Origin of the sequence: Maribellus sediminis, assembly GCF_011799805.1 — a bacterium.
Classification (GTDB): Bacteria; Bacteroidota; Bacteroidia; order Bacteroidales; family Prolixibacteraceae; genus Draconibacterium; species Draconibacterium sediminis_A.
The window spans coordinates 642,524-665,805 of the sequence record NZ_WXUB01000001.1 but is presented as its reverse complement, the minus strand read 5'-3'; the positions used below and the strand labels follow the sequence as shown (position 1 = coordinate 665,805).

Sequence of the window (23,282 nt, the reverse complement as noted above, 5' to 3'; positions counted from 1 at the left end):
ATAACTGAACGGAACTTTCTCAGAAAAATTTTACCGGATGTTTCTTTTTAACGTGCAATTGTAATTTTACCTGATTTTGAAGCAATTAAACCTTCCTGATTCTGCACCAGTGCACGATAAATATAAATACCCGGAGTAGCCGGTATTTTCGATTCCGCCAGGTCCCAGCGAATAGGATTGGTGGTTGATCCGTTTGAGCCCACCGTTGTTTGAAAACGATCAACCGACCGGCCGTTTATATCATAAACATCAATAATTACATTCAGTGAGGCACCGGCCTGGTTGTGTTCCAAAACAAAGAAGGTATAATCACTCGCCGGATTGGGATAAGCACTTACATCCGAAATAATAAAGTCTCCGGTAACCTGAAACTCCACTTCTACTTCCGACGAATTGTTAGCCACATCCCAGGCTTTTAACTTTAAAGTGTGCGGGCCTACCGATAGGTTACTGAGCGGAAATGTTATGTTCCCGCTGGTGTAGTCGTTGGCACTGGCCTGGTAATAATTATTCAATACTATGGCGTTGGAATAGTCGTCATCGATCACTGCCGTAATGTCGTGTCCTATTCCTGTTCCTACTGTATTTATACCGTTTTCATCACTAAGATTGGCCAACAACACCGGACTTTTTCCGGTTTCATCACCCGATTTAAAATCGTAAGAATCAAGGTACAGTTCAATGTCGGGGCCATCATTATCAGTAATCTCCGATCCTGAACCGCCAATATCGAAATTGGTAAAAGCTCCGTGCGCATCTTCCACTCCATTCTCAGCATAATAAACGATCTTTCCTTCTCCAATACTGTAGGAAATGTCTTTCGGCACAACAAAACTAAAGGTGAAATCACCATTTTCAACAGTCGTTTTTCCTTTATAGATAATATTTTCGCGCACCTTAAAATTGATTGGTCGCTGACCTCCGTTACCAAGGGTTTGCATGGTTACCTGTTTATCGTAAACTGTTGGTACCAGCGTTCCGTTAAAGTTATCAACCTTATTTCCAAAGGCATCGGAAACATAACCCGAAATGGTAACCTTTTCAAGCCCCCCAATCGTTTCGCGGCCGTTATTAGCATCGTGCTGATTGATAGTGCTTGTCACAACCTTGTATTTTGGATAAGATAATTTAAGCGCCGGATCGGCTAAAAGCGAAAAGTTCCTTTTATTAACGGAACTACCGATATTTATTTTGGCAAGGCGCATAACATCGCCCATCCGGTAATGTTCGCCATTACTGTCGTTATCAAAAATAAACCGATAAAAACTTTTGCTTAGCCTGAAATTGGCAGATGCATAAACTACACGCGTTGTCGAGAATAATCCAATACCTCCGCCATTTGCATTAAGAAGAATGTATTCACCTGCCGAAGTCTGATCACCATCAAAACGACTGTACTCACACGTAGCAGTAACAAAAATCGGCATTTTGTTTTTATTGGTCCAGGAATTAATATCGCTGATAGTAAGCACATTTTCGTGCGCCAGAAAACGCTCGTTGGCATGACCGGTATAATTCAGGATCAAAACTCCGTCCTCCACCTTCTCGTTAAGGGCAGCATTCACACCCGGATAACGATCTCCCGAAGGAGTAGACTCCTCTACAAAGGCATCGAAATAAATTTTATCGGTAACAAAGGCACTGTAATTCGCATTTACCGAATCGGCCAGTTCTTCAGCTTGTTGCATGTGAAGGCCCGAATCTTCATCATCGCCGATAAAAGCAATTGCATTTCGCCAGTTACCCAGAGCCTCGGCTTCGTAATAGCGTTTAACCTTGTCGACTACCAGTTGCGCCTCATAACTCGTTGTGGCTGTAATTCGCCCAATTCCAAGATCGATAGCGCCTGAATAAACGTTTTCGCCAGCATCGAGCAGCACAAAATAATCGTCGGTAACAAACGATGCGGTCGGTGTCAGCGAATTATCAGATTGATAGGTAGGAATAAAGTTGTTGCTTTCAGGATTGACACCCTTGTTATCGTAACTTCCGTCGCCTAAAAGCAAAACATATTTTAATTGTTCGTTTCGGTCGTAGAACATTTTTATAAAATTCCTGATCCCCGTTGCATTTTTGCTACCCGAACTAAATTCGTTGTAAACATGGTTCACATTCACTACTTCAACATCCATTTCATCGTATTCTCGGTGAAAGGCGGCGAGCTCTTCAGCCGAACTCAAAAAATTCGGATGTGAGATGATTAAAAATTCGGGAGTACTTAAAGCGTGCAGGTTCTGATTTCCTACTTCCTCAATCAACTCGGGAACATTAAAGCTGCCGGCAGGATCGAACACAACATATTCGCGTAACTCATCTGCAGGACGCCTGGCGGTTAAAGCGCTACCAGCAAGGCTCGCCGGTATTTGTTTTACATCATTCACCGCTGTAACATCCAGAATTTTGGTTGCTGCGCCGGCATTTTCAATCGAGAATTCCAGTATATTCCCATTTCCAACTGAGCTTCCGTCTCTAAAGAAAACAGGGCTGTTACCAACTTTAAGGAGTCTGCGATAGTTTAGTTCCAGGTAATCGATCCATGCAAAAGCATTCGAGTTTGAAGGATTATAGGCTAAATCCACATTCAGGCTCGCTCCGGAAAGAGCAAACGGGAAAGTTGTATTTTTTTCATACGCATAGAGCCCGTGACCGTCATCGGTATCTACTTTTGGAAAACTCATTTCTCCGAGACTCTGACCATTTGCATCGATATTGAAAACTGAAGTAGCGTAGCTTCTGGCTGCAGCGTTTATTGTCAAACCGGCATCAATCCCCTGCACCGGATCGGTCACTGCTAAAGTATATTCACGGCTGGTACCACTACTAAATTTATCGCCGTACCATTGTTTTCCCGAGCCCAGAGGCAAAAGATTATACTTTTCCTGTTCGAAAAAAACATATTCATCAAAATCCGAAATACGGTGAGTTGGTTCTCCACTGATTTCTTCGTATAACTCAAGCTGCTTTTCATTACCCACGTCTTCACTCAAAAAGAAATAAGCTTTGGTGGTGTAATCGTTGTTCTTATGCCTGAACCTGCTCCCGTTCCAACGCCACTCTGTAACTCCGGGCGAGTAAAAAAACAAGCATTGCTCCCCACCGTTCTCATCGGTCCAGGCAACGCACTGCCCAAGGTCGTCGTATGGAATTTCACCCGGATCTTCAGGTAAAGAAATACCACCCGAACCAAATACTTTAACTGCTTCAGGCTGGCTGAATCCCCAACTGCTAAGCGTTGAAAACGGTATTTTATAAATCCCTTTAGCCGAAGCACTTATTTTATACCATTTCCCTGAATTTAATACCGAACTTGGTTGCCAATCATAAGCCTGCAATGCACTCTTTTCTTTGGCAACCGGTATTTTTTTTATCTGAAAAGAAGTAAGCCTGTATAGTTTGCCAGCCTCAACTTTTAGCGGTACAATCTGAAATTCAACTTTATAATCGTTTCCCGATTTAAAAACCGTAGTACTTATATTGATATTTTCACTTAGCTGATCACGCATATTCTGCAGCGGTTCCTGATCTGCCAATTCAAATTCCGTTGCTTCAAGCACAAACCGAAAGTTTTCATGGGCTCCGTTGAGGGGATACAAGCGAGAATATCGTGGTAATTCCTGAATTTCGGCCGATGAATCTGGCTGAATGAACCACGAAGTCACTCCACCCTCCTCTTCATAACTTGAATTCAGGACAGACCAATCAAGCACAACCGATTCTTTTTGAACATCGTCAACCGAAAAACCAACCAGTACAACAAACAACAGGAATAAAAATTTTCTCATAGATAAATCTTCTACGGTGTACCTCAAAAAACGCAGTTCGCATTTAAATATTGCAACAGAGTGATTTCTGATTCACCTCAAAATAATTAACAATACGGACGACAAAGATATTAACATACTGGAAAACTTGGTGAAAATATTGAAAACGCTGAACAATAAGAATTGAACTATTTAGTTATATTTGTGTCGATACGAAAATTAAATGCAAAAAATGAGTTTGATGAAACTAAAACCATTATTCATTTTCATTCTGGCCGCCTTAGTTTCCGGCTGTGGTTTATTTGGAGGAGGTAAAAAGGATACTTCCCGCACCACCGGCTGGTCATATAACGATGATGAGACCGGGAATATTCCCAACATCTCAGGCTATGAACAGGAAGCAGGACCAGGTCTTGTTTTCGTACAAGGTGGTACTTTCACAATGGGACGCGTTGAACAGGATGTGATGTACCGCAATGATAACTTTCCCCGCAGGGTAACAGTTCCTTCTTTCTACATGGACGAGACAGAAGTTTCGAACCAGGATTACCGCGAATTTACACACTGGACTTCCAGAGTATATCCAAATGATCCAGACAAAACGAAATCGATTACACCTGATTCAAGTGTTTGGAGAAGCGAACTGGCGTACAACGAACCTTATGTAGAAAATTACTTCCGCCACCCCGCTTATTCTGAGTATCCGGTAGTTGGTGTAACCTGGGAACAGGCAGAAGCTTATTGCAAATGGAGAACTGACAGGGTTAATGAACAAGTTCTTGTTGATAAAGACATCATTACCCACGATCCTTCACAATCGGGACAGAATGTTTATACAACAAAAACATACCTCACAGGATTGTATGAAGGTACAGCAGGAGATAAACCAATTGAAAATAACGACGGAACCACACGTCGCGTGAAATGGGAAGATGGCGTTTTGATGCCGGAGTACCGCCTCCCTACCGAAGCTGAATGGGAATATGCAGCATACGGTTTAATTGGAAACACCGACGGTGAATTACTAACCGACCGTAAACTTTATCCATGGAACGGAGCTTACCTGCGCGATGATAAAAAGAAAGACAAAGGGCAAATGAATGCCAACTTTGTTCGGGGTCGTGGTGACATGATGGGTATGGCAGGCGCATTAAATGACAACGCTGATATTGCTGCTCCTGTTTTCTCTTATCAGCCAAACGATTATGGTTTATACTGTATGGCTGGTAACGTGAACGAATGGGTTGCTGATGTATACCGTCCAATGTCGTTTAATGACGTTGAAGAATTCAGCCCTTTCCGTGGTAATGTTATTACTGAATACCGTCGCGATGCAAACGGTCAGCTAATGCGTAACGAATATGGTGAACTCATAAAAGATACTATCCCCGGAATGGACTACCGTAACTATGATGACGGTGATCGTAATTCTCAGGTTATTGAAGGTGAAAACTGGACCGAAGTTCAGGACAAAGGAACTGAAGGCATGTACATTCAGGATGATCGCCAGGGTTCATTCTCTTCACTTATCAATGATGAAGTTCGGGTTTACAAAGGTGGCTCATGGAAAGACCGTCCTTACTGGCTGGTACCCGGAACACGCCGTTACCTCGAGCAAACAAAAGCAAAAAAAGACCTTGGTTTCCGCTGTGCTATGACCAGAGTAGGAAGCCCGCAAGGTTTGTAAAAATATTATCACTTCAGAAAAAGCTTCATTTATTAATGAGGCTTTTTTTGTGCCAAATTGTACTTATTTTTGAGACATGACACGGCTTGAAAAAATATATCAGATATTTCTGGAATCAGGTAAAATTTCAACTGACAGTAGAAAAATTGAAGACGGTTGTTTGTTTTTTGCCTTGAAAGGAGAAAACTTTAACGGTAATAAATATGCCTCTGAGGCGCTTAAAAAAGGGGCCGTTTGTGCGATTGTTGATGAAGCAGAATTTGTTACTGCAGAAAATATCATACTGGTTGACGATGTGCTAAAATGCCTGCAGGATTTGGCACACCACCACCGCAAAAAACTTGGGCTACCAATCCTGGGAATTACCGGTACCAACGGCAAAACCACTACCAAGGAACTTATTGCAGCAGTGCTTTCAAAAAAATTCAAGTTGGCATTTACGCAGGGGAATCTAAATAATCACATCGGTGTACCGCTTACCTTGCTTGCCATGGATAAATCTACCGAATTTGGGGTTGTGGAAATGGGCGCCAACCACCCGGGCGAGATCAAATTACTTTGTGAAATTGCCGATCCCGATTTTGGCATCATTACAAATATTGGGAAAGCACACCTCGAAGGTTTTGGCTCGTTTGAAGGTGTAATAAAAACCAAAGGCGAATTATACGATTTTCTGGCAGCAAAAAAAGGTGTTGTTTTCTACAATCGCGATAACGCTATTTTGGAAGAAATAGGAGCAAAACTTCCGAAGCGAATAGCTTACGGCAAATCGGGAGCCGACCTGAATGGAGAACCAATTCAATCGCCACCGTTCATCCATGTAAAAGCAAATTTTGCAAAAGGAGTCCTTTACCTGAATTCGAGACTGATCGGAGATTTTAATTACGAGAACATTCTGGCGGCAGCCTGCATCGGAAATTATCTTGGTGTTGATCCTCTCAAAATTCAGGAAGCAATTAAAAACTACGAACCAAAGAACAACCGTTCGCAGTTAATTCAAAAAAATGGGCTGAAAATTATTATGGATGCATACAATGCCAATCCAACCAGTATGAAAGCATCGATCAGTAGCTTTGCCGCCGGCCTGAATGACAAAGGTTACCTGATTTTAGGCGATATGCTCGAAATGGGAAAGTATGCAGAAGAAGAACACCTGCAAACGCTTAAACTTGTTCAGGAGAAAGGCTTCAAAAATGTTTACCTGGTAGGAAAAGAATTTCTCAAGGCAAACACGGCGTACTCATTCATGGCCTTTTATCACATTGAAGAGTTGTGTGCTTATCTTGAGAAAAACCCAATAAAAAACGGGAACATTTTAATAAAAGGTTCCCGTGGTATTCAGCTTGAAAAAGTGCTCGAAATTCTTAGTTAACTGAAGGTTTTTCAACTTTCAGCACATCAGCAATAGCTTTTTCGAACGTTGGTTTTGGCAGCGCTCCCATAGCCATTTGTGGTTGTCCGTCGGTAGGCACAAACAACAATGATGGGATACTCTGAATACCAAACATTCCGGCTAACTGCTGTTCTTCTTCGGTATTTACTTTGTAAATAACAATGCTTTCGCCGTATTCTTTTTGCAATTCTTCCAAAACAGGTGCAACCATTTTACACGGGCCACACCAGTCTGCATAAAAATCAATCATACAAGGCACTGAACCTTCGTATTTCCATTCTTTGTTCGCTTCGAAATTGAAAACTTTCTCTTTGAAAGTTTCCATGGTTAAATGTTCTAACATATCTTATCTGCTTTTGATTATTATATATCTATTTATCTAGATGTGTCGATACAAATATAATGCCATCCATCCAATCAACAATATACCACTATTATTCAAGTAAATAATTGTAATTTTGTCACGATTTTATCAGAAATGGCAGTAAAGTCTGAACCTTTAATCCGTTTTGACAGTTATTACAGCCGATAAAAAATGGACATTTGTAACTCTGGCGTTTGGATAAATTTCATATTCGCTTAACATGTAGCCGGAGAAATTTGATTCAATGAAGAAACTGAAAGACAGCATATTTCAACAATTATCAAAAGTTGCCGACCAGTTAAATCTGGAAACGTATGTCATTGGAGGCTACGTTCGCGACCTGTATTTAGAGCGTCCTTCGAAGGATATCGATGTAGTTACAATTGGCAGCGGTATTGAATTGGCCAAAGCAGTTGCCGACAGCCTGAAACCAACTCCCAGAGTAAATTACTTTAAGAATTTTGGTACGGCCATGCTGAAATACAAGGACCTGGAAATTGAATTTGTAGGTGCCCGCAAAGAATCGTACCAACGTAATTCGCGTAAACCTGTTGTTGAAGACGGTACGCTGCAAGACGATCAGAACCGGCGCGACTTTACCATCAATGCGCTTGCCATTTCCCTGAACCAGGAACATTTTGGCGAATTACTTGACCCGTTTAACGGAATTGATGACCTGGAAAAAGGAATCATAAGAACGCCTCTTGATCCGGACATCACTTTTTCGGATGATCCCCTGCGAATGATGCGTGCCATCCGGTTTGCCACTCAGCTGAGTTTTGAGATTGAACCGGCGACATTGCAATCGATAACCGCAAACAAGGATCGGATAAAGATCGTTTCAGCTGAGCGCATTATCGACGAAGTCAATAAAATAATGATGGCGTCAAAGCCTTCGGTTGGTTTTAAACTCCTCGAGGAAACAGGAATTCTGGCAATTATATTTCCCGAGCTACAAGCCATGAAAGGGACTGATGTTGTTAACGGCATTGGTCATAAAGATAATTTTTACCACACGTTGGAGGTTCTCGACCGGATTGTACCAAACACCAATAATTTGTGGCTACGCTGGTCGGCATTGCTGCACGACATTGCCAAACCTCCCACTAAGAAATTTGTTGAAGGCCTGGGCTGGACTTTCCATGCACATAATTTTGTTGGGGTTAAAATGATCCCTAAAATCTTCAGACGAATGAAATTACCGCTGAACGAAAAAATGAAATACGTTCAGAAAATGGTTCAGCTCCATATGCGCCCCATCGTATTATCGGAAGACATTGTTACCGACTCGGCGGTTCGGCGGCTGTTGTTTGAAGCAGGCGATGATATCGATGATTTAATGACGCTGTGCGAAGCCGACATAACCTCGAAAAACGAAGCCAAAGTGAAGCGCTACATGAAGAACTTTAAAGTGGTGCGTCAAAAGCTGAAGGAAATTGAAGAGAAAGACGCGGTTCGTAATTTTCAGCCACCCGTCAGCGGCGAATTAATTATGGAAACTTTTGGTCTGGAACCTTGTCGCGAAGTTGGATTAATTAAAGATGCCATTAAAGATGCCATTTTGGATGGCGACATTCATAATAACTACGAGGAAGCCTTTCAGTTTATGCTGACCAAAGCAAAAGAACTTGGTCTTAAACCTGTAACCTAGCGTGTTCCGAGCTTTAATTTTACCGGCAGGTGATCGCTAAATCCTCCATTGTAAGTGTAGCCAATATAGGTGCGTTTTAATTTTCTGCCGCCATATCTTTCATCCTGTTCAAAAAGAAAAGCGTTGTCTATAATAGTGGCCCAGCCAGGTTTGGTATAAATTCCTTTAGCACCTAATAAGGCCCCCGAAACAATAATCTGATCAAAAGTATTCCATTGCGACTGGTATTTCAGCGTGCCAACATCGGGTGCTGCCCAACCCAACGAAAGGTTGTATAATTTCCTGGGCTTCGGAGGTGCGGTTAATTCACCGGCTTTCAAATGTCGCTGAATGCTTTCATCTTCTGGCTGGTCGTTAAAATCACCCATAATAACGATTTTAGCGTGTTGATGAACCATGAGAATGGAATCGACTTTCTCCCGTAATAAAGTCGCTGCTTTATTTCTCCACGGCCTTGTTTCGAGCAAACCGGAATAACGCGATGGCCAATGATTAATAAAAACATGTAGCGTATCCAAACCGGCCAAAATCCCACTTACGTATAAAATCTCCCTGGTTTGGCGAACAGAACCATCATCATTCCGAAGTGGGAAATAGTCATAGCCAATCGGATAAAAGACATCAGGATTATAGAGCAGAGCCACATCTATCCCTCGTGGGTCGGGCGATTCTTTATGAATGATCTTGTAGCCTGTTCTTTTTAGCGGTGTTTCATTATTTAAGCGTTCGAGCACCTCCCGATTTTCAACTTCACACAATCCAACCAAGGCCGGTGTGTCCCAGCCATTGGTATTTATCAGAACTTTAGCTGTATTTTTTATACGTTGTTCAAAACGATTGTAGGTCCAGTGGCGTGCGCCTTCGGGAGTAAATTCATCATCTTCGGTAGCCGGATCGTCCTTCCAGTCAAAAAGGTTTTCAACATTATAAAATACAACTGAAAATCCATTTTCGTTTTGGGCGTGAAGTTCAAAATACAGGAAAATGAAAAGTATGAAAATGAGTTTATTCCTCATCATCTTTTTTAGGGATGTATTCGTAAGCTCCCAGATCAGGGCGATTATCACCTAAGCGGTTTTTATCCAGAATATCAATTGGAAAATCTTTGGCGATCTCCAACGAACCTAAATCAATGGCCGGGGATAAGGTATCCAACTCATAAATATAGTCGTCGTACGGATCAACAAATTCAGGATCGTAATCCGGTCCTAGCCACACCTGGTTAAAATGATCTTTATCCGAAGTATTTGTTGTATCAGGAATTTGAATAATACAATGATCGAACATGTAATTGAACATGCTCTCGCTATTATCACCTAACTCAAGCTCCTTGTTAATGTTACCATAGATTATGCTGTTCGCAAAAGTGGCTTTAACCAAATCGCCATTATAGGAAGTTCTGCTGCCATCGGCATCGTCAACCACCAGAACATTCGAAATTACCAACGAAGAAGTTGAACGAACTTTGCTGCCATAATTTCCCCAGTAATTGGCAATGGTTGTGTGGTAGAATTCATATTCTCCACCAACCAATAAAGCCGCTGCATAATATCCGCAGTTGGCAATTACGTCGTTATAGGCGTATATTCTCGATTTCAATGCAAACAGCCCGGCGTAGGCCATGTTTTCAATTCTCGTATTGCTTAATTGTAACGAAGCATAACCATCGTGTTCTATCGTTCCAACCTGTAACCCGATATTGGCATTCTTGATTATGGCGTGATTAATCACATTATCATGGCTACCCGAAAACAGGATAATGCTGTTCCACTGGTCGGGCACATTTTTATAAGAATCTTCCAGACGATCGGAACGAAACTGAATAGGTTGCTGTGCATTGCCATTAGCAATAATTTGCCCGCGCACATACAATCCGGCCCCTTTATGAAAATGAATTCTTGCTCCGGGTTCTATTGTAAGCGTCGATAAACTGTCGACATAAGCGTAATCGTAAACCAGGTAAGGTTTATCGGCCGTCCAGGTGGTGGTTTCTATGGTTTCGCCTTTTACCAGTACAAAGTCCTGTCCGTAGGCGATAAGGTTTACGTCCTGAATATTCGAATTGGTCGAAAACTCGATGGAATCCTGAACAACCATCGGCAAGTTTTGCCCCGTCGGATCAACGGTTACCTCAACAAAAATGAAGATACTGTCTTTTCCGGGTACCTCTACATCATATAGTTCATTGCCAACAACACCGTTGATGTTCAACCTGAAATTTGATTGATTTCCACCAGCCAAACGGATATGAGAAATCAGAACATCTTCTTCGTAAGGATTTTGAACCGTGAACCTACGTGTTGTGGAGCCAATTGTTGTAAATATTGTGTCGAAAGTAATGGTATCTACCGAGAATTTCAGCTGTGCGTCGGGCGAATTCATATATCCCTCATCCTCACAAGCGAAGAGAGAGACAAGTATCACAGCTACCGCAAAAATATGTAGTAGATATTTGGCCAAATCGAATTCGTTTAAAAACCTAACGTTTTAGTGTTAGCTCTTAGTATGCAAATATAAAAAATCAATTCACATCTTTTAACACTTATTTACAATCATTAATGATCTGCTGCATTTTTTTTTGAAATTATCAGCAAACCGAGCATTGTTATCGCTCCATTTAAGATTAACAACTCAAATCCAAACTTATAGCCGTTAAACCATTGTTCTGAATTTGCCGAAATAAAATATGAGATCAAAGGCGCTGAAATTCCAACCAGCGGCACCCACTTATCAATAACTGATCTTTTGGTATACAGGCCAAAAATGAATAAGCCTAAGATTGGACCGTAAGTATACCCGGCGGCGGTAAATACTGCCATAACTATACTCTGGTTGTTAATCGTCTGAAAAACCAGAATTACAAGTATTAGCAACACTGAAAACATCAGGTGCGACCATTTTTTTATTTTCTGCCGCTTCTCTTCATCGTACTGTTCAATCTTTAGGAAGTCGATGCTAAACGAAGTAGTAAGTGCCGTTAGTGCCGAATCAGCACTGGAATAGGCCGCAGCTGTAATTCCCAGCAAGAATGCAATTCCGACCGGTAATCCGAGGTATTGAAGTGCCAGCAAAGGATACAAATCGTCGGTATTTTCGGGAATCGCAATTCCGCTCTTTTCGGCAAAAATGTACAACATGACACCGAGGCTTAAAAACAGCACAACCGTAAGCAAAAACGAAGCACTAAACACGACCATATTCTTTTGGGCTTCTTTTTTGTTCTTACAGGTGAGGTTTTTTTGCATCATGTCCTGATCCATCCCGGTGATAACGATTGTAATAAACATACCGGCAAAAAACTGCTTCAGAAAATGATTGCCAGAGCGCCAGTCCCAGAAAAATATTTGAGCATGCTCGTTAGCCGATATCGTTTGAACTAATCCTGAGAAATCAAGATCGAGGCTTTTGGAAATAGCTACGATGGTAAAGATTACAGCACTCACCAGAAAGAGCGTTTGCAAAGTATCGGTCCACACAATGGTTTTAATGCCACCGCGGAACGTGTACACCCAAATCAATGCAATGGTAACGATTACCGTAACACTGAAAGGAATGTTAAACGCATCGAAAAATGCAATCTGCAAAACGCCCGCAACCAGGAACAAACGAAAGGCAGCGCCAATCAGTTTCGAAATCAGGAAGAAAAACGATCCGGTTTTATACGACTTTGGCCCAAAGCGCTGATCGAGAAAAGAGTAAATGGAAACCAGGTTCATTTTATAATAAAGCGGCAGTAAAATTCCGGCAACAAGCCAATAACCCACCACATTACCAAACACAAACTGCAGGTACGAGAAGGCTGAGGTTCCAACTTCTCCCGGAACCGAAATAAAAGTTACGCCGGAAAGGGTGGCCCCCACCATTCCGAAGGCAACCAGGTACCATGGCGATTTCCGGTTGGCGGTAAAAAATGTTTGTGTATCAGCTTTCCGCGAAGTCAGCCACGAAATGCCAATTAAAACAAAAAAATATCCTAAAACAATTCCCAGAACCAGGTATGGACTCATAATTTATCTATTCAAAATCGGGGTACAATAAATATTTTTTTCGGAACTGCTTATACTGCTCCAGTTCGGCTTGCCAGCTTTTCAAAATCTGTTCTTCGCTTTTGCCTTCCCTGATCTGTATGATCAGATCGTCGGTTCCGGCCAACAAATTCAACCAGCGCTCGCGGGTCAGAAATTCACTTTCAACACTGTATTTCTGATAAAAATCGAGGAAATATTTAAGCGTGAATTCCGGCACTTCCTTTAATTCCCTCAAATCAACGCCAAAACATTTTTTATCCTTGTTCAGCGGATTTATTGCTACACCCGGAATACTACGCGGAGTAAATTCAAAATCACCAAGATCCGCTTTCAATCCACCCAGAACCTGGAACGGGAAATCAGTTCCGCGGCCTACACTTACACTGGTTGCTTCGAAAAAACAAAGCGAAGGATACAACCGAATAGACAAATCGTTGGGTAAATTTGGTGACGGACGAACCGGCAAAGAATAGGTCATTTTATGATCGTAATTTAAGACCGGAATTACAGTCAGTTCACATTTTCTATCTCCGCTGTACCAATTTTCGCCATTTATCATTTGTGCCAACTCCCCCACCGTACATCCATGAACGATCGGTATCGGATCCAAACTGACAAAAGATTCAAAACCTGCTTTCCTGATCGGTCCGGCAACATAATCGCCATTCGGATTCGGGCGATCGAAAACAATGAGCGGAATATCATGCTCGGCACAGGCTTCCAGCACATAATGTAAAGTTGAAATGTAAGTGTAAAAGCGGCACCCCACATCCTGAATGTCGAAGATCATTACATCAACGTCTTTCAGATGTTCAGCAGTAGGTTTTTTGTTTTCGCCGTAAAGCGAAAAAACAGGCAATCCGGTTTTTGTATCCACTCCGTCTTTTACTTCACCACCGGCTGAAATATCGCCTCTGAAACCGTGTTCGGGAGCAAAAATCTTTTGCACGTCCACTGAATTTTTCAGCAGAAAATCTACCAGGTGAACATCGCCTACCCGCGAAGTATTATTAACCACCAAACCAACAGATTTCCCTGAAATAAGCGGCAAATATTCTCCCGGTTGGGCTGCTCCCACAACTATCTCTTTTTGTCCGGCATGTAAATTACAGGCCGAAAATAAGGCCATAAAAATCAGCAATAGATTTATTCTGAACATCGTTATTAAAACATTACATTTGCAGGTACTAAGATAGATTTTAAATATTTTAGAAAGCAATCATTAAACAGAAAAATGAAACGTATTCCCTCACTATATATTCTTGTACTTTGGTTCTTACTGGGTTTTACAAAAGTCGAGGCCGGCGAACCGCCATTTCTGGTATACAGGAACGATCCCTGGGTAACAGAGCAACTGGGAAAATTATCACTCGAAGAAAAAATTGCACAATTGATGGTGTACACGGTGTACCCTACCCAAAACGAGGCGAGTAAAAATGCTGCTCTCGAAGTAATAAAAACCAGTCAGCCCGGCGGGATTCTGGTCATGCAGGGAGATCCGGCAAAAACAAGCAGGTGGATCAACGAGTTTCAAAATGTAAGCAACATTCCGTTACTCGTAGCGGTTGACGGCGAATGGGGACCTGCCATGCGCATCGACAGTACGATAAATTATCCATATGCCCAGACACTTGGAGCCATCCAGGATACAACCCTTGTTTATCAGATGGGAAAGGAATTTGGAGAGCAGTTAAAAATGCTGGGTATCCAAATGAATTTTGCGCCGGTAGCCGACGTGAATACCAATCCGGGCAATCCCGTGATCAATTTTCGTTCGTTTGGCGAAGACAAACAAAATGTGGCTGTGAAAGCATGGATGGTAGCCAAAGGTATGCAGGATGCAGGTGTACTTCCGGTAGCCAAACATTTTCCGGGACACGGCGACACCAAGACCGATTCGCATAAAACGTTGCCACTTGTTCCGCATTCTAAAGAGCGGCTCGACAATATTGAATCATACCCTTTCCGCTATCTTTCAGAAAAAGGAATCAGCGGTATAATGACTGCCCACCTGAATGTTCCTGCGCTTGATCCTTCGGGCAAAACCTCATCTCTTTCAAAAAAAGTAGTCACCGGATATTTACGAAATGAAATCGGATTTAAAGGGTTTGTTGTCACCGATGCCATTAACATGAAAGGCGTACAGGCCGAACCGGGAAGAGCAGAACTGGAAGCACTGCTGGCCGGGAATGACATTATTGAGTTTGTACCCGATCTGAAAAAAGCGGTTTCAGCGGTGAAACTAGCCATGGAAAATAATGAAATCAGTGAACAGCAAATCGATGATAAATGCCGTACGGTACTGGCCTTAAAACGTTGGGTAAACTTAAACCAGTACCGGCCAACTGTTACAGCAGATCTTACAGATCGTTTAAATGCACCAAAATTTGAAGTAACACGTCGGAAGCTGATCAAAGGCTCGATGACTGTTCTGAAGAACAATAACATCTTACCGATTGAAAACCTGGAAAATTTGAAGATTGCTTCAGTGAGTCTGGGTGGCGACAAGAATTCCGCTTTCCAGCAAATGCTCGACAATTACACCGAAGTTGAACATTTCGTATTGTCGAAAGAAGCAAGCGAAAGAGATTGGGCCAACCTGCGTATCAAACTTGAAAATTACAACATGGTAATTGCGTCAATTGAAGACATTCACCGGTATCCATCAGGTAAATATGGTGTTACTGAAATTCAGCAAAAGGCCGTTAGCGACATCGTAAATGAATGCAATTCGGTATTCGTATTTTTTGGAAACGCATACGCTTTAAAGCACTTCGACAACATTCAACATGCCAAAGGCTTAGTTGTTGCTTACCAGGAAAATCAACTGACTCAGGAACTGGCGGCACAATTACTGTTCGGGGCATACGGTGCGAACGGAAAATTACCAGTGACTGTGGACGAGCGCTTCAAAGTAAACGACGGACTAAAGGTGGAAGGGAACCGCAGCTTTTCGTATACCATCCCGGAAGAAGCCGGGGTGAATTCGAAAAAATTGCTGGTGGTAGACACGATTGCAAGAATAGGAATTGAAGAGAAAGCCTACCCCGGCTGCCAGGTACTCATTGCCAAGGACGGACAAGTCATCTATCACAAGTGCTTTGGATACCTGACTTATAACGAAGAAGTACCTGTTCAAAAAAACAATATTTACGACTGGGCATCCATCACAAAAGTAACCGGCCCGTTACCGGCGATTATGAAACTTGTGGATGAAAAAAAAATTTATGTCGACTCAAAACTCAGCAAATACTGGCCCGAATTTATTGGCAGCAACAAAGAAAACCTGGTTTTAAGAGAGGTACTCGCCCACCAGGCCAGGTTGCAGGCTTACATATCGTTCTGGACGGCCACGCGAACAAAAACAGGTGAGCTCGACCGTCATGTTTTCAGGCACGAACCTTCCGATGAGTTTAGTGTACGGATTTCGGATAAACTTTATATGGCGCCCGGTTACTACGCGACAATGATGGATACTTTGGTGCGGTCAAAATTACTTCCGCGAAAAAAATACACTTACTCGGGACTTAGCTTTTACCTGTATCCGAAAATTATTGAAAACCTGACCGGAAGTGAGTACGAAACCTACCTTAAAAACAATTTTTACAAGCCGCTTGGGGCTACTACTATTACTTATAACGCCTACAAACATTTTCCGCTTAAACAAATTGTACCAACCGAAATCGATGATTTTTTCAGACATGAAGCGCTTTGCGGTTTTGTTCACGATGAAGGAGCAGCAATGATGGCAGGAGTTTCAGGCAATGCCGGACTTTTCGGATCGACCAACGATCTGGCTAAATTGTTCCAGATGTACCTGCAGAAAGGCTATTTTGGGGGAAAACGCTACATTTCGGAAGCTACCATAAACGAATTTACCCGCATTCAATACCCCGAGAATAAGAACCGTCGTGGTTTGGGTTTTGACAAACCGCTTATCGATAACGAAAAGAATGCGATTGAAGATGCTTACCCTGCAGTTTCATCCAGCAAAAGCAGCTTCGGACACAGTGGATTTACAGGTACTTTTGCCTGGGCCGATCCGGAAAACGGATTACTTTACATCTTCATGTCGAACCGTGTTCACCCCACCCGCGAAAACCAAAAGCTTTACCAACTGAACATTCGTACCGAAATGCACCAGGCCATTTACAATAGCATCGAAAACTAGTTGCCCTGCCTTAAAAAATGTTAATAACTTCAATCTACCTCCCTGTTATACAACATATAACGATTTTCTTTTTCGCTTAAAAACAATCACTTACATTTTACCCCTTTACGCCATCCTGTGATTATGTTAGCTTCAATACGCCTCAGCCGCTTTGAGGCTCTTCTTAATCTTTTATTATTAATCATTTAATCCTATCTTTACGTGTATCACATAAAAACGTTCTTTACAATAATATTAATCAAATAATATCACAGCGATATGGAAAAGAAAATAACATTCAATGAGCTGAGAAAAATTAAAGACAGCTTACCTGACGGTGCAATCGCAAAAATGGCGCAAGAATTTGAAGTATCAGAAGAAACCGTCAGGAATTATTTTGGAGGCGCTAATTATACCAACGGAAGAGCGGTTGGAATCCATATGGAACCGGGACCAAACGGTGGGATTGTTCTCCTTGATGATACGGCAATTCTGGATAGAGCGAAAGAATTAATGCAAGCTGCTGCAGTTTAACAATTAAAAAGCAAACATAAAATATTGAAAAACTGTCCTATATTTATGGGGCAGTTTTTTTTTGCCAAATTTTAAACTAAACCTAAAAAATGATGAAAAAATTAACACCACTCCTGCTTGTACTTGTTGCAACATTTTTCCTTGTATCGTGCGAAAAACCTTGGCAGCCAATCTACAATGGCGAAGATCTTGAAGGCTGGGAAACCTACATCGGAACACCGCTCACGGGTTTCGAAGACCTGCATGCCAACGCTACTACCGACAAAGTTTTCAGTGTGGTTGACGTTGATGGAGAGAAACTCATTCATATATCGGGCGAGGTAAATGGTTCGTTGGCAACTGTAGATACCTTCTCGAATTATCACCTCGAGCTGGTGTTTAAATGGGGCGAACAGGTTTATACGCGCCGAAACAGTGGTTTGCTTTACCATAGTTTTGGCGAATTTGGGGCAGCTATCGGCACCTGGATGACCAACATCGAATGCCAGTTAATGCACGAGAACCTTGGCGATACTTACCTGATGAACAATACCGTTTGCGAAACAAAAACGACAAAAACCGAAGCAGGTCTCACATTTGATCCGGCCGGCGAGCTTACACAATTCGGAAAAGATTTTAACGGCCCCGGTATAAAAAAAGCCAGCGATGCTGAAAATGCTTTGGGTGAATGGAATACCGTGGAATTGTACAGCCTTGGCCGGACAACCGTTCATGTGGTGAATGGCAAAACCGTGATGGTAAATACAAATACCGGAGTCTTCGAGGACGGTGAAATTAAACCGCTTAAATCCGGAAAAATTCAGTTACAATCGGAAGGTGGCGATCTGTTTATTCGATCAATCCGTATAAAACCGATAAAGGAGATCCCCGCTGAACTCCTTCAATAAGAAATTTCAATTAAACCTGTTTCCGGCTGAAACAGGTTTATTATTATAAAACCAAATTTAAAATTCAAAAGATGAGTGAGAAAACTTTTCGCGAACAGTTGACCTTCAAAAACACGATTTTAGGCGTTCAGTTTTTATTTGTTGCGTTTGGAGCAACAGTTCTTGTTCCGCTGATGGTAAGTATCGATCCGGCAGTTGCACTTTTCACGGCAGGAATTGGTACCTTACTTTTTCACCTGATTACCAAACGACAGGTTCCGGTATTTCTGGGAAGTAGTTTTGCGTTTATCGCTCCCATAATCGAAGCCACAAGACTGTATGGCTGGCCGGGCACATTGTCAGGGATAATCGCTGTTGGTGTTGTTTACGGAGTAGTATCGGCATTGGTAAAGCTCCGCGGGATTACTTTTGTTGAACGTCTTTTTCCGGCGGTTGTAGTCGGTCCTGTGATCATGATCATTGGTTTGTCGCTGGCTTCAGCTGCAGTTGACATGGCCAAAACCGACTGGGCGCTGGCCGTTATTTCGCTGGCTACGGCAATTACAGTTGTAATTTTTGGTAAAAGAATGATCAAACTGATCCCTATTTTTATTGGAATTGCAGTAGGTTACATCGTGGCGCTCATCTGGGGGAAAGTGGACTATTCTGCCATTCAGGAAGCCGCCTGGTTTTCGCTTCCCGAATTCACAGCTCCTAAATTCAGCTGGCAGGCCATTCTTTACATGGTTCCAGTAGCCATCGCTCCGATTATCGAACACGTTGGCGATATGTATACCATTGGTGGTGTTTGCGAAAAGAATTTTATTGAAAAACCGGGGTTGCACCGCACACTGCTTGGCGACGGTATTGCAACGGCCCTTGCCGGATTTTTTGGAGGTGTACCTAACACGACTTACTCGGAAGTTACAGGAGCAATTACGCTTACCAAAGTAACCAATCCTTTCATTTTACGCATTGCAGCAGTCACAGCCATTGTTTTCGCACTGGTAGGCAAAATCAGCGGATTCCTCGAAACCATTCCGCAGGCAATCCTTGGAGGTATCATGTTATTATTATTCGGAATGATCGCCTCTATTGGTATTAAAACGCTGGTAGATTCGAAAGCAGATCTGGGCGAAACACGCAACCAGGTTATCGTATCCGTGGTACTAACTGTTGGTATTGGTGGAGCCATTATTACATACGGCCATTTTTCGCTCGCCGGAATTGGTTTGGCAGCTACCGTTGGAATTATTCTGAATTTGTTATTGCCTACAACCAAAGCAGAAAAATAGCATTCGCTCGCAGTTAGCAGCAAAAAAATGTGCTAAGAGGTTTTAACTTCTTAGCACATTTTCTTTTTACCTTTTAAAACTTTATTCTCTCGGAAAGCGACAACGAAACTCTGAACCCTGAACTTTGAACTTTGAACTCCGAACTCTAACCTTCCATCTGTTTTTCGGGCAAATACCGCCAAAACCGTCGCGGCATGTGCTGACGTTGCAAACGCAGGTTTTTACGTTCTTCAATACTCACGTGCTTAAAATACGAGCGCCAGAGTTTTTGATAAAAGTCTTCGCCTTCATCGAGCAAAGCTTGCTTCACCTGCCCGTTGTAGGTGTTAAACTGTTTCTTCGAAATTTCAACTTCTTCTGCTTTGTCCTTGTCGTAATAAATACCATAGTTGCGTTTGATGTCGTAAATCAGCCACTTTTGATCGGCAAAGCGTTTCTGATAATGATTTAAAACCATTGGAATAACGTCGTAACGTGGTTCAATGCCACAAAAATACATCCCGTCTTTGGTGTGCTGAAAACGAATAAACTGTAGCATGCGCATGGCCTCCTTTTTTACTTTTTGCGAAGTTTGAGTCAGGTAAAGCACATCAGAATCGCCATAATCGGTTTCCAGGTTGAAATGACCGCTAAACAAACGTCGGAGAAAACGATAGATCTTCATTTCAATTCCCTGCTCTTCTGAAAGAAACGCGTAAAACAGCAATTGTTTGTTCCTGCCCGATAGCTTATCCTGGACACCTTTCCAAACCCGTTCTGCTTTTACAGGATCAGTTTCAATGTGCACACTTTCAACAAAGAGGTAACGCTGCTCACCGGCCCTGGAGCAAATATCAACCGGAAAGTCTTTGCGGCGGTAGCATTCAAACACAGCCGTCAGCAATCCCTCAAAACTATTATCGTAAGTGTATATTTTCATGACTGGATACTCGATATTGGATTCTTGATAATGGATAATGGATATTTGATTCCGGATACTGTTTTTCTATATACTGAGACTGAAAACTGCGACTGCTAACGGAACTAATGCAGCGTTGGTAACACCGGTTTAAAATCGGTAAACAACTTTAGTTGCGTGTCCTCTGATTTTTTGAATTTCGAATTCATTTCACTCAATAATTTATGTTTCAATCGCAGTGGCTCCCAGTCCGAAAACGAAGCCGGAAGTTCGTTGGTCGTAATAAAATACTTGGCTCGTTTCATTACAATCCCAAGCTTTTTCAGATGCAGCATCGTCAACCGGCGGTGCCTGCGCGCCAGAATGATCTTTTGTGCCGATTGCACCCCGATCCCCGGCACACGCAGGATCATTTCGTAATCGGCCCTGTTAATATCAACCGGGAATAAATGCATATTCCGAAGTGCATAACCCAGTTTCGGATCCACATCAAGATCGAGAAAAGGCTGATCTTCGTTCAATATTTCTTCGGCTTTGAAATGGTAGAAACGCATCAGCCAGTCGCTCTGATACAAGCGATTTTCACGAACCAGCGGAGGACGTGTAATGGCGGGCAATCGTTTGTCGTAATCATTCACAGGCAGATAACCCGAAAAATAAACGCGCTTCAAATTCTGATTCTTGTATAATCCCGACGACAGCAGAATGATCTGGCGGTCGGTTTCGGGCGAAGCTCCAACAATCAGTTGTGTACTTTGTCCGGCCGGTGCAAAACGCGGCGCTTTCCGGTATTTTTTCCGCTCTTCTTTTGCCACAAGAATCGAATCGCGGATCTGTCCCATCGGTGAAATAATATCGGGGTAATTTTTTTCGGGGGCCAACTTTTTCAGGTTGGGCTCGGTAGGTATTTCCATGTTCACACTTAAACGGTCGGCCCAGATTCCGGCTTCATGAATCAATACATCACTCGCTCCCGGAATGGCTTTTAAATGAATGTAACCGTTGTAGTTTTCTTCGGTGCGCAGCTTTTTGGCAATCGATACCATTCGCTCCATGGTGTGATCGGGGCTTTTTATCACTCCCGAACTCAAAAACAAACCTTCGATATAATTACGGCGGTAAAATCCGATCGTCAGGTCAACAATTTCCTGAGGTGTAAAAGTGGCACGCGGCCGGTCGTTACTTCTCCGGTTTATGCAGTAAGCACAATCGTAAATGCAGTGGTTGGTCATCAGTATTTTAAACAGACTCACGCAACGTCCGTCGTCGGTAAAGCTGTGGCAAATCCCGCAAGCCACTCCGGTACCTATTCCTTTTGAATGGTTCGACCGATTACTGCCACTCGAAGCACACGACACATCGTACTTGGCGGCGTCGGAGAGTATTTTAAGTTTATTTGCTACTTGTTCATTCATGGCGTTTCATTTTCTTCGACAAAAAATCCCCGGTCAATACCGGGGATTTGGAACCTCAATGTTTGGGCAAAGCCCACAGGAATTAATGGAAATTGTTTTCACGACTGTTTGATAATATTTTTATCATTAATGACGATAATAAATTAATCATTTCTATTGAATGAGCAAGAATATTTTCTAATTTTGAATAAGAAAAATTGATTCCATATGAAAAAGATTTCTCGCCATCAATAGATGGTTCGAAATGACAAGTTATAATTTGTAGTGACTGCCGTGCATGAATTTCATATTCTAATTAGAATGTACAAGCACGGCAGCTATCTGCCTTCTGAATCTTGTCATTCTGAGCGTATCCGTTAATTGACGGAGGAGCGAAGAATCTCTCGTTGAAAGTATGAGGATACAAAAACAGAAATAAATTTATGAACCATTTCAGCAACAACATCAAACTCTTGCGAAGCAGAAAAAAGCGTACGCAAAACGAAGTGGCGCTGGCGCTTAATCTGAAACGCACCACAATAAATGCGTTGGAGAATTCGATTAGTCAGCCAACCGTTCCGCAGTTACAAGCTTATTCGAAGTATTTTGGAATTGCAATCGACACACTGATCAACATCGATTTAAGCCGGCTTTCGGAAATGCAATTCACCGACCTTCAGAATGGTTTCGATGTATTTATCCGCGGCACCAACTTGCGGGTGATCGCGACTACGGTTGATCCGCAAAATAACGACAACATTGAGTTTGTGAACGAAAAAGCACAGGCGGGTTATGTTACCAGTTTTGCCGACCCCGAATACATTGGCAAACTCCCTGTTTTTCAATTGCCTTTTTTATCGAAAGAAAAAAAGTACCGCGCCTTTACGATCAGTGGCGACTCCATGTTACCCATTCCGAGTGGTTCGGTGGTGATCGGTGAGTTTGTTCAGGATTTTATGGAAGCAAAAAACGGACAAGCCTGCATTGTTGTCACCCGCGACGAAGGCATTGTATTTAAACTGGTTGAAAACAATATCGATGAAAAGCGTTCATTGAAATTAATTTCCCTAAACTCAGAATATGAACCTTACGAAATTGCTGTGACTGAAATTAAGGAGATCTGGAAATTTGTTTGCTACCTGAATACCGAAATCCCGGAACCGGAAAGCGACCTGCAAAAAGTAGTGCAAAGTGTAAACGCAATGAAAATGGAATTGCAACAATTAAAATCAGGAATAAAGTAGTGTAGTCTACAGGAATC

At 42.3% G+C, this 23,282-nt stretch carries 16 protein-coding genes; 8 read left to right on the top strand and 8 right to left on the bottom strand.

The genetic code is table 11. From position 1 onward, the window contains the following. Positions 1 to 47: 47 nt before the first annotated feature. A complete protein-coding gene (porU, locus tag HFD85_RS02495) occupies positions 48 to 3,782 on the bottom strand; it encodes a type IX secretion system sortase PorU (protein ID WP_167605023.1) in 3,735 nt (1,244 codons plus the stop codon). 220 nt (positions 3,783 to 4,002) lie between these two features. Here porU and HFD85_RS02490 point away from each other — a divergent pair, with 220 nt between their 5' ends. Together HFD85_RS02490 and HFD85_RS02485 are read left to right on the top strand one after the other, a co-directional pair. Continuing rightward, positions 4,003 to 5,448, top strand: coding sequence for an SUMF1/EgtB/PvdO family nonheme iron enzyme (locus tag HFD85_RS02490; RefSeq protein ID WP_167605022.1), 1,446 nt, complete (start codon positions 4,003 to 4,005; stop codon positions 5,446 to 5,448). 76 nt (positions 5,449 to 5,524) lie between these two features. After that, on the top strand, positions 5,525 to 6,820 hold the full coding sequence (locus tag HFD85_RS02485; protein ID WP_167605021.1) for a UDP-N-acetylmuramoyl-tripeptide--D-alanyl-D-alanine ligase: 1,296 nt from the start codon (positions 5,525 to 5,527) through the stop codon (positions 6,818 to 6,820). Here the strand turns inward: HFD85_RS02485 and trxA are convergent. Further along, complete coding sequence (trxA, locus tag HFD85_RS02480) at positions 6,813 to 7,184, bottom strand: thioredoxin (protein ID WP_167605020.1); 372 nt, start codon at positions 7,182 to 7,184, stop codon at positions 6,813 to 6,815. The two genes, HFD85_RS02485 and trxA, sit on opposite strands and share 8 nt — an antisense overlap. Before the next feature lie 265 nt (positions 7,185 to 7,449). Between trxA and HFD85_RS02475 the strand changes: the two genes are divergently transcribed. After that, positions 7,450 to 8,856, top strand: coding sequence for a CCA tRNA nucleotidyltransferase (locus HFD85_RS02475; RefSeq protein WP_167605019.1), 1,407 nt, complete (start codon positions 7,450 to 7,452; stop codon positions 8,854 to 8,856). Here HFD85_RS02475 and HFD85_RS02470 read toward each other — a convergent pair. The 4 genes from HFD85_RS02470 to HFD85_RS02455 form a co-directional block, all read right to left on the bottom strand. Then, positions 8,853 to 9,875: an endonuclease/exonuclease/phosphatase family protein gene (locus HFD85_RS02470; protein ID WP_167605018.1), complete on the bottom strand. Its 1,023-nt coding sequence runs from the start codon at positions 9,873 to 9,875 to the stop codon at positions 8,853 to 8,855. The genes HFD85_RS02475 and HFD85_RS02470 overlap by 4 nt on opposite strands. After that, positions 9,862 to 11,316: a hypothetical protein gene (locus HFD85_RS02465; RefSeq protein WP_167605017.1), complete on the bottom strand. Its 1,455-nt coding sequence runs from the start codon at positions 11,314 to 11,316 to the stop codon at positions 9,862 to 9,864. Before HFD85_RS02465 ends, HFD85_RS02470 begins: the two co-directional genes overlap by 14 nt. 95 nt (positions 11,317 to 11,411) lie before the next feature. Next, entirely contained in the window at positions 11,412 to 12,863 is a 1,452-nt protein-coding gene (locus HFD85_RS02460; protein ID WP_167605016.1) for a sodium:solute symporter, read from the bottom strand. Between the two features lie 7 nt (positions 12,864 to 12,870). Continuing rightward, positions 12,871 to 14,043, bottom strand: a complete 1,173-nt coding sequence (locus tag HFD85_RS02455) for an exo-beta-N-acetylmuramidase NamZ family protein (protein WP_167605015.1) — start codon at positions 14,041 to 14,043, stop codon at positions 12,871 to 12,873. Positions 14,044 to 14,118: 75 nt separating this feature from the next. On the opposite strand from HFD85_RS02455, the gene HFD85_RS02450 reads away from it, so the two are divergent. From HFD85_RS02450 to HFD85_RS02435, 4 genes are all read left to right on the top strand, one after another. Then, positions 14,119 to 17,055, top strand: a complete 2,937-nt coding sequence (locus HFD85_RS02450; RefSeq protein WP_167605014.1) for a serine hydrolase domain-containing protein — start codon at positions 14,119 to 14,121, stop codon at positions 17,053 to 17,055. A 258-nt stretch (positions 17,056 to 17,313) separates the two neighbouring features. Further along, positions 17,314 to 17,568, top strand: coding sequence for a DNA-binding protein (locus HFD85_RS02445; protein WP_167605013.1), 255 nt, complete (start codon positions 17,314 to 17,316; stop codon positions 17,566 to 17,568). Positions 17,569 to 17,657: 89 nt separating this feature from the next. After that, positions 17,658 to 18,455, top strand: a complete 798-nt coding sequence (locus tag HFD85_RS02440) for a 3-keto-disaccharide hydrolase (protein ID WP_167605012.1) — start codon at positions 17,658 to 17,660, stop codon at positions 18,453 to 18,455. Between the two features lie 71 nt (positions 18,456 to 18,526). Beyond that, on the top strand, positions 18,527 to 19,729 hold the full coding sequence (locus HFD85_RS02435; protein ID WP_167605011.1) for a uracil-xanthine permease family protein: 1,203 nt from the start codon (positions 18,527 to 18,529) through the stop codon (positions 19,727 to 19,729). A gap of 145 nt (positions 19,730 to 19,874) precedes the next feature. On the opposite strand, the gene HFD85_RS02430 is transcribed toward HFD85_RS02435, so the two are convergent. Both HFD85_RS02430 and HFD85_RS02425 read right to left on the bottom strand, forming a co-directional pair. Next, positions 19,875 to 20,648, bottom strand: a complete 774-nt coding sequence (locus tag HFD85_RS02430; protein ID WP_167605010.1) for a TIGR03915 family putative DNA repair protein — start codon at positions 20,646 to 20,648, stop codon at positions 19,875 to 19,877. Positions 20,649 to 20,752: 104 nt separating this feature from the next. Next, on the bottom strand, positions 20,753 to 22,042 hold the full coding sequence (locus tag HFD85_RS02425; RefSeq protein WP_167605009.1) for a putative DNA modification/repair radical SAM protein: 1,290 nt from the start codon (positions 22,040 to 22,042) through the stop codon (positions 20,753 to 20,755). Positions 22,043 to 22,464: 422 nt separating this feature from the next. Between HFD85_RS02425 and HFD85_RS02420 the strand changes: the two genes are divergently transcribed. Further along, positions 22,465 to 23,265: an XRE family transcriptional regulator gene (locus tag HFD85_RS02420; RefSeq protein ID WP_167605008.1), complete on the top strand. Its 801-nt coding sequence runs from the start codon at positions 22,465 to 22,467 to the stop codon at positions 23,263 to 23,265. The last annotated feature ends 17 nt before the right edge of the window (positions 23,266 to 23,282 follow it).

Excerpts from the sequence above, each read along its gene's own strand:
- porU (WP_167605023.1), bottom strand. The coding sequence starts at position 3,782 with ATGAGAAAATTTTTATTCCTGTTGTTTGTTGTACTGGTTGGTTTTTCG.
- HFD85_RS02490 (WP_167605022.1), top strand. The coding sequence starts at position 4,003 with ATGAAACTAAAACCATTATTCATTTTCATTCTGGCCGCCTTAGTTTCC.
- HFD85_RS02485 (WP_167605021.1), top strand. The coding sequence starts at position 5,525 with ATGACACGGCTTGAAAAAATATATCAGATATTTCTGGAATCAGGTAAA.
- trxA (WP_167605020.1), bottom strand. The coding sequence starts at position 7,184 with ATGTTAGAACATTTAACCATGGAAACTTTCAAAGAGAAAGTTTTCAAT.
- HFD85_RS02475 (WP_167605019.1), top strand. The coding sequence starts at position 7,450 with ATGAAGAAACTGAAAGACAGCATATTTCAACAATTATCAAAAGTTGCC.
- HFD85_RS02470 (WP_167605018.1), bottom strand. The coding sequence starts at position 9,875 with ATGATGAGGAATAAACTCATTTTCATACTTTTCATTTTCCTGTATTTT.
- HFD85_RS02460 (WP_167605016.1), bottom strand. The coding sequence starts at position 12,863 with ATGAGTCCATACCTGGTTCTGGGAATTGTTTTAGGATATTTTTTTGTT.
- HFD85_RS02455 (WP_167605015.1), bottom strand. The coding sequence starts at position 14,043 with ATGTTCAGAATAAATCTATTGCTGATTTTTATGGCCTTATTTTCGGCC.
- HFD85_RS02450 (WP_167605014.1), top strand. The coding sequence starts at position 14,119 with ATGAAACGTATTCCCTCACTATATATTCTTGTACTTTGGTTCTTACTG.
- HFD85_RS02445 (WP_167605013.1), top strand. The coding sequence starts at position 17,314 with ATGGAAAAGAAAATAACATTCAATGAGCTGAGAAAAATTAAAGACAGC.
- HFD85_RS02440 (WP_167605012.1), top strand. The coding sequence starts at position 17,658 with ATGATGAAAAAATTAACACCACTCCTGCTTGTACTTGTTGCAACATTT.
- HFD85_RS02435 (WP_167605011.1), top strand. The coding sequence starts at position 18,527 with ATGAGTGAGAAAACTTTTCGCGAACAGTTGACCTTCAAAAACACGATT.
- HFD85_RS02430 (WP_167605010.1), bottom strand. The coding sequence starts at position 20,648 with ATGAAAATATACACTTACGATAATAGTTTTGAGGGATTGCTGACGGCT.
- HFD85_RS02425 (WP_167605009.1), bottom strand. The coding sequence starts at position 22,042 with ATGAATGAACAAGTAGCAAATAAACTTAAAATACTCTCCGACGCCGCC.
- HFD85_RS02420 (WP_167605008.1), top strand. The coding sequence starts at position 22,465 with ATGAACCATTTCAGCAACAACATCAAACTCTTGCGAAGCAGAAAAAAG.